Source organism: Gammaproteobacteria bacterium, from assembly GCA_016765075.1.
Lineage (GTDB): Bacteria > Pseudomonadota > Gammaproteobacteria.
Map to the genome: position 1 here is coordinate 1 of JAESQP010000002.1, position 8,917 is coordinate 8,917.

Below are 8,917 nucleotides of genomic sequence, written 5' to 3' on the forward strand. Positions count from 1 at the left end.
ATTCAGGCGATTGAATCTGGGCGCGAGCCAAACCTTGGGGCGCAGCCTACTCTTGGAGTAAAATGGCCTAACGATATCGTTGTTGGAGAGAAGAAGCTGGCAGGTATTTTGGTTGAAATGCGTGGCGAGAGCTATGGCCCTGTTGATATTGTGATGGGTGTCGGTGTCAATCTCGATTTGCCTGTGGCTTGGCATGAGCAGATTGACCAGCCAGCGACGGATATAAAAGCTGTGTATGGAAAACCACTATTGCGTAATCAGCTTGCCGCAGATTTGATCTCGCGTCTAGTAGACACTTGCCAGCGTTTTGATGAAAGTGGTTTCGACCCCTTCAAAGAACCATGGTCGCAGCGTGATCAATATCGCTATAAGCAGGTGGCACTACGTATAGGAGGCACACTACATAAAGGCATTAGCCAAGGTGTTGATAAAAGTGGTGCATTGTTATTACAACAAGGTGACAAGCAACGTACATTTCACTCTGGTGAAATATCTGGTCTAGAGCAATGATGTTACTGGTTGATGTGGGTAATACTCGAATAAAGTGGGCTATGGCGCATGGTGATATTTTGTCTGAGCAAGGTGCTATTTCACACCAATTGGACGTAGAAAATAATTTTCAGCAGTTCGCTATTTTGGATCAGCACTGGTCTGAGCTCGGTATGCCTGAAAGAGTAGTCATTGCAAATGGCACTGGCGCAATGCAAATGCAGCATATCGAATCGTGGGTAAAGCAACATTGGCTGTGTCCAGTGAGCTATTTAACAACGCCAAAAATACAGCTTGGCGTGACCAATGCCTATGCTCGCCATCAAGATCTTGGTATCGATAGATGGTTAGGCCTGCTCGCGGGTCATCACCTTGTTGATGGTGCTGTTTGTATTATTGATTGCGGCACGGCCGTTACAGTCGATGCTATTGATGTTAATGGCCGCCATCTTGGCGGTTGTATCGTTGCTGGTTTGGCAATGATGCGTAATGCGCTTAACCAGACGGGGAAAATCAATGTACAGCCGGTACGAGCTGAAAATGCATTGTCAGCTGTTAACGCATCAACAAAAACAGCAATCTATTGCGGCACCCTCTATGCCGTCAGCAAAGCGGTTGATGCCATTATTGTTGACATGAAAAATGTACTAGCCAGTGATGTGAGCTGTATTATCACGGGTGGTGACGCTAAGTTGATTCAGCCCTTATTGTGCGAAAATACAGTTTACGAAAAAGATTGGTTGTTGAAAGGGATGGCGGTTTCAGTGAGTCAATAATGAAAAAAATCGCATTATTTCTACTGGCAATAAATTTAATTATTGGTCTTTGGTTGTATACCAACCTTAACCAATCAAAGTTTGCTGCGGAAAAAAAACAACAAAGCGTTGCTGGGGTAGATGTCATCCTCACCTTGGCTGATATAGGCATTGAGATAAGCGAGCAATCAGCCGAAATATCTATTGCAATACCGGGCGAGAATGTGGCGCTGGTGCCCCTAGAAAATACTGTAGTTATCTCACCAGGTGGTAGTGTGATAATAGATGAAAATGACGTGCCAAAAGATGACCGAGTAGATAACAGGGGCTTGTTCGATGAGGATAAAGACCTACGGACAAATGTAGAGAATTTTAAGCAGAGTGTGGAAATAAAGGTAAAAGAGGTGATAGGGTTCGTTGACGATATTATCGACGACATCGAGTTACCCGTAGCACCCCGAGGGCACGTGGCAGCGATGCCACACTGTTATACCCTGGGACCATTTCTATTGGCTGATGAGGCTGGTAAGGCGGCACAACGCCTACAAGAACAGAATGTTCAAGTCGTCAGTAGTCAGACCGAGCGCCACGAGCCAGGTGGCTATTGGGTGTATATTCCAAGTGATGGCCTGCGTAGCGCCCGTAAGCAGATAGCTGAGTTAAAAAGGCGCGGTATAAAGGATGTTGGCTTGTCATCTCAACAAGGCGTGCGTCATTGGGTCTCATTAGGTGTGTATAGCACTCAAGGGCGTGCGCAGCGACGTCAAGTGGCGCTTGCTAATATTGATTTTTATACTCGTGTGGAGCAGCGAGTAGCTAAAACTTCTGAGCATTGGGTCGATATCCGTTTAGAGCCAGAACAAGAACAAGACTTGATTGAGGGTGTAAGATTAGACAGTTGGCCTGATATGCAGAAAGCTTTTTGTCGCGAAGCTGGAAATTTGTGACAACTCGCGTAGAATACGCCCTTCTTCAAGGGGTAACATGCTGAAGAATATGCTGGTGTAGCTCAGTTGGTAGAGCTGCTGATTTGTAATCAGCCGGTCGGGGGTTCGAATCCTCTCGCCAGCTCCAATTAAATCAAGGTTTTATCGGTGCCTAAGCAAGCATCGTTAAATGCCTCTGATTAAGCCCCTCAAGCGGCGTTGTTAACGTTTATCCCTCGGGGCATGAGGTTTCTCTTTGCCTTGCCATCATCCACTTGATGAGCTTAATCAGAAGCCCCTCAACTTGCCTTCATACAAAACACACTAGGCGCGGTGTATTTTGGTCGCAAGATTGTATGCTATGAATTGATCAGAGTGGACTTACCAGGCTATCCTCTTTGTAAACGAGAGAATTTACAGATGGGGCTTATAAATGTAGACCACATTCTAGCTTCTCGGTGTCGACCCAACGACCACATCGATCATCACCAGGTTTGGTGCAATGGGTACAGCCAACAGAAGAATAACCTTTGGCGACCAAGGGGTGAAATGGTAATTTATGGTCACGTATATAAGCGTCACGCTGTTCTTTGCTAACGTCTAGCAAGGGATAAAACTTAATCATACCGCTACGATATTCAAATATATCGAGGTTGGCGCGATGCTCGGTTTGCCAGCGGATAAGGCCGGATACCCAAACAGTGTAATTAGTTTTGATATTGTGCAGTGGTGCTACCTTATTAATAGAGCAGCATAAGTCGGGGTCACTATTCCACAGCGCTTCATTGGCAGAGTATTTGTTTTGCTGTTCGTCTGGATGCACATCCTCGACCTTTAGCTGGTAAAGTTCAGTCAGCTTATTTTTGTATTCTAATGTCTCCGGGAAGTGGAAGCCGGTATCAATAAAGTGAATTAATTGATGCGGGGCATGCAATGAAAACAGATGTAGCATGAAGGCTGAATTGGTGGCAAACGATGACGTCAGCATGACCTCTTCTGAGGCGAAGTCCTGGTAGAGCTTAACTACCCGCTCTTCTGGGCTCAAGTTGTGATAGCGAGCATTAAGATCGCTAATGCGTTCTTCAATGTTCATATCTGTTGTTTGTTGTGTTTTTGCCGATGTCATAATGCGCAATCCTGTTTAACCTAAATAAATCAGTTGAATCTACTGCGAACGCCTAATGCACTAAATCTAATGTGTTTTTTGCTAATTGTAGGCTCACTCGTAGAGTGACTATGCGATTGCCTAAAATTAGCAAAAACACGTTACCTTCACCACTTTAGACGTTCTCACTACGATTCAACTGATTTATTTAGGTTTAACCTCTATTGATATGATCGTTGGTGCCAAGTACTTACTTTCCTACATAGTCGCTAGATGGTTGTTAACATCCCTTAGAGATAAGGTCGGCTTGCTGAAATTACAACCACGAGCAATCCAAGTATCAGGTTGGTTTGTACCAGTATGCGGTTTTAGCTTGTTTGCTAATCACCTGTCTCTACGGCTTGTAGGCGCGCATAAAGACTAGGAGTTTGTCGTGCGAGAAGCTCATTTCGAGCGATCCTTGGGGTGCCAGCCCATTTTTTTGGTTATTTGCACTCCGGGGGCATTTCCGTTGGGTAAGTATTGAGCATATTTACCAACAGTAGGCGCTCTTAGCGCGATGAAAAGGATCGAAAAAATAGGCTAAAAGGGCTCAACGTAGCAGATCTATCCTAAGTCCGATAACCTCCTCCTCCTAGGCTTTTTCTTTTCCTCGTGGCGCAAACAGGGCGACGAAGACGTAGGTTGCGACAAAAAACAAACATGATAAGGCGACAAACCAGCCATTATTATGAAGCCCAGCAAAGCTTGCCATACCCGCAAAAAAGGCTAGCCCTATTAGAAACGCAAAGTGATCCAGTTTACCCATGATGTTCCTGTCCTCATCAAATTATTCAATAGCTTGCCCCATATGGGAATGGGAGAATGGGAATTCTACCACGATCGCGTGAAAGATCAGGCCTATGAGAAGGTTTTGCTGGCGATTAGATAAAAAATCAGTCACTTATGACGTGTTGTTAGTGGTCGCAGCGCACCAGTGAGTAGGTTTGGGCTAATTGAGTGTTGGCTTCATCAACGATTGGGCCGATTAGCTCGACGGCACAGCCAGCATTACCCCAGGCTTTGTGGTCAAGTGGGGGGATGACTTCTTCATTACTCGATTGCAGTGTGGTGGTGATCAGATTAGCTAAATGTACGATGGCAGTATCACTACTGTCATCAAGGCTTTGTGAAGGGAAGAGGTGGTGTTCAATGGCGGTTTCAAGGTTTTTTGGTAGTTTCCATTGGCGTATTAATTCGCCGCCAACGTCGGCATGGTTAAAGCCAATCACATTATTTTCTGCTCTGTACAATACTTCGCCATGAAATTGGGCACGGCTAATCGCTTCGCGTGAGAGCTCAGGTATTTTTTTGTATATCACTAATGAGCCAATTTTATGCAGCATGCCGGCAACAAAAAGTCGTTCGCCATTTTTGTTGTTGCTACGTGTGCCCCCATGCTTTCGCGGGGCCTGCCCCGTGCTTGACACGGGGGTGCAACGGCCAGCAATGGCGCGCGCGACTAAACCACAATAAATGCTTTGGCGCCAGAACTGGGACATATTGACAAGGTCGCTGGGTATGCCGGTAAACATGCGTGTCACCGAGGTAGCGAGCACGAGGTCGCGTAATTCCTGCATGCCGATGATGGCAATAGCCCGCGTAACGGTGGCAATTTGTGATGGAAAACCATAGAAAGGACTGTTGACTAACTTTAACAAACGCATCGTTAAGCTGGGATCGTTGCTGATAATTTTACTAATATCGTTGGCCGAGCAATATGGGTCATTAATCAGGTCATTAATCTGGCTGTAGATTTCGGGTAATGAATTGAGCTCGACGCTGCTAATGATGAGTTCATGTGGGCTGAGCTGAGACATTATTACTTGTTGACCTGGCTGAGCCAGATTTTTTTTAATTCGTTAATAAAAGGGTGATCGTCATTCTCACGAAAGCGTTGTGTCATTATTGCTAGTAATTCGGGTTTGGTTTCAGCGTGTTCTTGGGGTGCTTTGTTACCAGTTGGAGGCGCAATCTCATGAATCTCGACCTTGGTGACGGCGCGTGTTTTCAGTAGTTTAATATGACGCAGGGAGAGTACTGATCCAGCTGTTACGAGGATTTTGTTGCTCGATCCAATGACATCGGCGGCGAGCACCATTCCTGGCGCTACTTTGGTGAGTTCTATTTGCGGCATTGGTTAATCACATGCGTTATGCTTTGAGTTTGAGCTGGTTTAGTGGTTACGTTTTTCTTTAGATCAACCGGCATCGTTGATCTAGTACTCCAACAAGGTAGTATTGATGGGTTCAGAGCCTACCAAATGCGTCCAGGCGAGGCGTCGTACGCAGACAATGGTTGTTCCATTGTCAAGCACGGCAACGCGGCATGGACGCATTTGGTAGACTCCCTGCGGGCGAGTCGGCAAGGCGTCATTCACGGTGTTGCGTCTCTTGCAAAGGGGCTCGCCCTTCACGGCGAGACGCGCCTTGTGGCTAACGCCTTGCCGGCTCGCTGAACTCATCAATACTACCTTGTTGGAGTACCAGTAGTTATCGGATGAGCTGATAGTAAACTTGAGTGAATGAGGTTCTAGGGGGCGTTCTCAATCAATAAGGCCGCCCTGTTGCACCTTCAATGACGCCAGGCGCCCCGCAGGAAGTGCCCTTGGGGTGCAAGGCGAGAGGAGAGAGATTTGGTGGTTCCAAATGAACGACGAACAACGCAGCATGGCGTCATTGAAGGTGCAACCCAAAGGGCAGGATCTGTTTTTCTGCCCAGCGGCGTTATACCCCTAGGGCACGTAATCGCTCGCTTGTGTAGCACCACTACACCGCACTTGTTCTGCCTAGCTGGGCAAAAAAACAGGCTCAGCAGGGCGGCCTTATTGATTGAGAGCGCCCCCTGATGAGTTGGTGGGGCAAGATTGTTGGTGGTGCTTTTGGGTTTGCTTTAGGCGGGCCGCTGGGCGCTTTACTGGGTGCGACGCTGGGTCATAACCTTGACCGTGGGCTGAGTCAGTTTAGTGTGCTTGAGGGTGGCCTCGGTCAGGCCTCACAAGAGCGTGTGCAAATGGCATTTTTCACGGCGACGTTTGCTGTGATGGGTCATATCGCCAAGGCCGATGGCACGGTGTCAGCGCATGAGATTGATATGGCCGAGCAGGTAATGGCGCGTATGAATCTCAATAGTGAGCAGCGGCAATTGGCGCGCGACTTATTCAGGCAAGGTCGTGACGATGATTTTTTGCTTGACGAGGTGTTAGTACAATTTCGTCGTGAATGTCATCGTCGTACGACGTTGCTGCGTATGTTTATGGAAATCCAGATTTCGGCAGCGTATGCGGACGGTGATTTTAGTGTCGCTGAGCGTGATTTATTGCGTCGGGTATGCATTGGCGTAGGCTTTTCAGCCCATGAGTTCGCTCATCTTGAGGCAATGGTTAAGGCGCAATTTGAGCCGCATGCTGGAACAAGCGCATCGCGTCCGTCATTGGTAGATGCCTATGCGGTGTTGGATGTTTCGAGTAAAACCAGTGATGTCGAAGTAAAAAAAGCCTACCGTCGATTAATGAATCAGCATCACCCTGATAAATTGGTCGCCAAGGGCTTGCCAGAAGAGATGATGAAGCTTGCCGCCGAGAAAACGCATGCAATTAAGCAGGCCTACGAAACGGTAAAAGCACAGCGTGGCATACGTTAAGGAAGCTCTGAATAAGTCTGGTTGAATTTAGGCTGAGATAAAATTGTTCCAATGGGTGTCGAAGTGAGCGGTAATAGTCGCTCTATTGCTGCGATCTTCGACACCCATTGGGGCGATTTTAGCCAGAATAAAACAATCATGACTTGTTCAGAGCTTCCTTAGCCAAAGCGTTATTGCTCGATGCGCTATAATCCCAGGTAATTGCTGACTCAGCACCTTTTAATCGAGAGAATATATGACTTTAGCCCTTAGCAAGCGACCTGGAATGACCTTGTTTTGCTATGCCCTTTGCCCTCGTTGTCATCGTACACGTTTGGCGGTGGCAGAAAAGAATATTGCTATTGATGTTATTGATGTTGAGGATGGTGACTACCCTGAAGACTTGCTGGAGTTGAATCCATACCAGATGTTACCGACGTTAGTTGACCGTGAGTTGGCATTGTACGATTCGAGGTTAATTGTTGAATATATCGATGAGCGTTTTCCACACCCACCGTTGATGCCGATTGATCCAGTTGCGCGCGCTAAGACGCGCCTTATGCTTTACCGTATCGAGCGTGATTGGTATTGTGCCTTAGACAAACTAGAGCACGGAAGTAAGAGCGAGGCGGCTCAAGCACGGCAATCAATTACTGATGGTTTGGCGGTGTTGGCGCCCATGTTTGGTTCGGCGTCTAGCCAGGCACCTTATTTTATGAGTAGCGAGTTCACCATGATTGATTGTTATTTTGCTCCTTTGCTTTGGCGCCTGCAGCATTACGATATCAAACTTCCTAGGGAGGCGCAGCCAGTTTTAAACTATGCCGAGCGATTATTTTCTAGAGCAACATTTCAGGCTAGCCTGTCAGCACAAGAACGAGCGTTACGCTAAGGAACCTCTGATCAAGTCATGAACGAAAATCTTGAGTCCAAAACATCCAACTTCTTCGTTACGAATGAATCTTCGCACCCCAAGGGCACTTCATCAGGAATGCTATCGCATTTCTTCAGGGCGCAATAGCGTACTATTACGTGCGAGTCGCGCCTTGAATGTGAATATTTTGGCTCTTAATCTACTACGTACCCCCACGCCTTCGCGGGGGCAGGCTCTCGGGGTATTCCGCCCAGACTTAATCAGAGGCTCCTTAATGAGAATAGCTTTATGACAACGCAAGTCATGACTTCGTCGCGACCCTATCTCATTCGGGCATTATATGAATGGATTAGCGCAAATGATCTCACGCCGTATGTACTGGTTAATGCCGAGGCGCCCTCAACGGTAGTGCCACAGGATTACGTTGAGAATGGCAAGATTGTGCTCAATATTGGTGGTCAATCGGTGCAGGGCTTAAGCCTTGGCAATGAGGCGGTCGAGTTCAGCGCACGTTTTTCTGGCCAAGCAATGCCGATTAATGTGCCAATCAGTGCCATACTTGCTATTTATGCTCGTGAAAATGGTCAAGGTATGGTCTTCAATGAAGAAGGTGGCACGATCCCGCCGGATTCACCTAATCCATCAAAATCGCCAGGACTAAGACCCAACAAGCCACATCTCAAACTGGTAAAGTAGTTTTTGTTTTAAAGCCAGGCTCTATGTGGTGTAACGGATAAAGGGCGCCTATCAGCGCAACGAGAAGCCATTAGCTGCAAGGCGCGTTGCGCAGGGAATGGCGCGCCCTTTACAAGCAACGCAACGCAGCAGATGATGGCTTCTCGTTGCGCCCGAAGGGAGGCTCACAAATGACGCAATACTGCGTTGTAGCCTTTACCAAGGGATATACAACCCTTAATTGCAGGCTACGCCTTGTCTTGAGTCATTTGTGGGCCTCTGATAGGCGCCCTTTATCCGTTACACCACACTAGTCAAGATATTCAAATATTTTGACGACACGTTTGACACCTTTAATTTTGCTGGTGCGTTGTGCGGCGCGGTGCCCTTCATCACGCTTGACAATGCCCATAAGGAACACGGTGCCTTTTTC

General features: G+C 47.3%; 11 protein-coding genes and 1 tRNA gene. 7 read left to right on the forward strand and 5 right to left on the reverse strand.

Annotated features, from left to right (window positions below; genetic code table 11):
• The 4 genes from JKY90_00030 to JKY90_00045 form a co-directional block, all read left to right on the forward strand.
• Positions 1-510, forward strand: a 510-nt coding sequence (locus JKY90_00030; GenBank protein MBL4850661.1) for a biotin--[acetyl-CoA-carboxylase] ligase, incomplete at its 5' end; no start/stop codon positions are given.
• Positions 507-1,265: a type III pantothenate kinase gene (locus tag JKY90_00035; protein MBL4850662.1), complete on the forward strand. Its 759-nt coding sequence runs from the start codon at positions 507-509 to the stop codon at positions 1,263-1,265. The genes JKY90_00030 and JKY90_00035, both read left to right, overlap by 4 nt.
• Positions 1,265-2,191, forward strand: a complete 927-nt coding sequence (locus JKY90_00040; GenBank protein MBL4850663.1) for an SPOR domain-containing protein — start codon at positions 1,265-1,267, stop codon at positions 2,189-2,191. The genes JKY90_00035 and JKY90_00040 overlap by 1 nt, the downstream gene beginning before the upstream one ends.
• A gap of 51 nt (positions 2,192-2,242) precedes the next feature.
• Positions 2,243-2,318 (forward strand) — tRNA-Thr (locus tag JKY90_00045).
• 279 nt (positions 2,319-2,597) lie between these two features.
• Here JKY90_00045 and JKY90_00050 read toward each other — a convergent pair.
• The 5 genes from JKY90_00050 to JKY90_00070 form a co-directional block, all read right to left on the reverse strand.
• The gene (locus JKY90_00050) at positions 2,598-3,296 is read right to left on the reverse strand and encodes a phosphoadenylyl-sulfate reductase (GenBank protein MBL4850664.1); all 699 of its coding nucleotides are present in this window, start codon (positions 3,294-3,296) and stop codon (positions 2,598-2,600) included.
• Positions 3,297-3,909: 613 nt separating this feature from the next.
• Positions 3,910-4,083: a hypothetical protein gene (locus JKY90_00055; GenBank protein ID MBL4850665.1), complete on the reverse strand. Its 174-nt coding sequence runs from the start codon at positions 4,081-4,083 to the stop codon at positions 3,910-3,912.
• Between the two features lie 148 nt (positions 4,084-4,231).
• Positions 4,232-5,134, reverse strand: coding sequence for an HDOD domain-containing protein (locus JKY90_00060; protein ID MBL4850666.1), 903 nt, complete (start codon positions 5,132-5,134; stop codon positions 4,232-4,234).
• A 2-nt stretch (positions 5,135-5,136) separates the two neighbouring features.
• Positions 5,137-5,451: a hypothetical protein gene (locus JKY90_00065; GenBank protein MBL4850667.1), complete on the reverse strand. Its 315-nt coding sequence runs from the start codon at positions 5,449-5,451 to the stop codon at positions 5,137-5,139.
• An 81-nt stretch (positions 5,452-5,532) separates the two neighbouring features.
• Complete coding sequence (locus tag JKY90_00070) at positions 5,533-5,778, reverse strand: hypothetical protein (protein ID MBL4850668.1); 246 nt, start codon at positions 5,776-5,778, stop codon at positions 5,533-5,535.
• A 383-nt stretch (positions 5,779-6,161) separates the two neighbouring features.
• Between JKY90_00070 and djlA the strand changes: the two genes are divergently transcribed.
• From djlA to JKY90_00085, 3 genes are all read left to right on the forward strand, one after another.
• Positions 6,162-6,956 (forward strand): co-chaperone DjlA, encoded by a 795-nt coding sequence (gene djlA, locus JKY90_00075; GenBank protein ID MBL4850669.1) that lies wholly within the window; start codon positions 6,162-6,164, stop codon positions 6,954-6,956.
• A 235-nt stretch (positions 6,957-7,191) separates the two neighbouring features.
• The gene (locus tag JKY90_00080; protein MBL4850670.1) at positions 7,192-7,827 is read left to right on the forward strand and encodes a glutathione S-transferase N-terminal domain-containing protein; all 636 of its coding nucleotides are present in this window, start codon (positions 7,192-7,194) and stop codon (positions 7,825-7,827) included.
• Positions 7,828-8,112: 285 nt separating this feature from the next.
• Entirely contained in the window at positions 8,113-8,505 is a 393-nt protein-coding gene (locus JKY90_00085) for a ClpXP protease specificity-enhancing factor (GenBank protein MBL4850671.1), read from the forward strand.
• Positions 8,506-8,917: the final 412 nt, after the last annotated feature.

Coding starts and splice junctions, on each gene's coding strand:
- JKY90_00035 (MBL4850662.1), top strand. CDS start 507: ATGATGTTACTGGTTGATGTGGGTAATACTCGAATAAAGTGGGCTATG.
- JKY90_00040 (MBL4850663.1), top strand. CDS start 1,265: ATGAAAAAAATCGCATTATTTCTACTGGCAATAAATTTAATTATTGGT.
- JKY90_00050 (MBL4850664.1), bottom strand. CDS start 3,296: ATGACATCGGCAAAAACACAACAAACAACAGATATGAACATTGAAGAA.
- JKY90_00055 (MBL4850665.1), bottom strand. CDS start 4,083: ATGGGTAAACTGGATCACTTTGCGTTTCTAATAGGGCTAGCCTTTTTT.
- JKY90_00060 (MBL4850666.1), bottom strand. CDS start 5,134: ATGTCTCAGCTCAGCCCACATGAACTCATCATTAGCAGCGTCGAGCTC.
- JKY90_00065 (MBL4850667.1), bottom strand. CDS start 5,451: ATGCCGCAAATAGAACTCACCAAAGTAGCGCCAGGAATGGTGCTCGCC.
- JKY90_00070 (MBL4850668.1), bottom strand. CDS start 5,778: ATGAGTTCAGCGAGCCGGCAAGGCGTTAGCCACAAGGCGCGTCTCGCC.
- djlA (MBL4850669.1), top strand. CDS start 6,162: ATGAGTTGGTGGGGCAAGATTGTTGGTGGTGCTTTTGGGTTTGCTTTA.
- JKY90_00080 (MBL4850670.1), top strand. CDS start 7,192: ATGACTTTAGCCCTTAGCAAGCGACCTGGAATGACCTTGTTTTGCTAT.
- JKY90_00085 (MBL4850671.1), top strand. CDS start 8,113: ATGACTTCGTCGCGACCCTATCTCATTCGGGCATTATATGAATGGATT.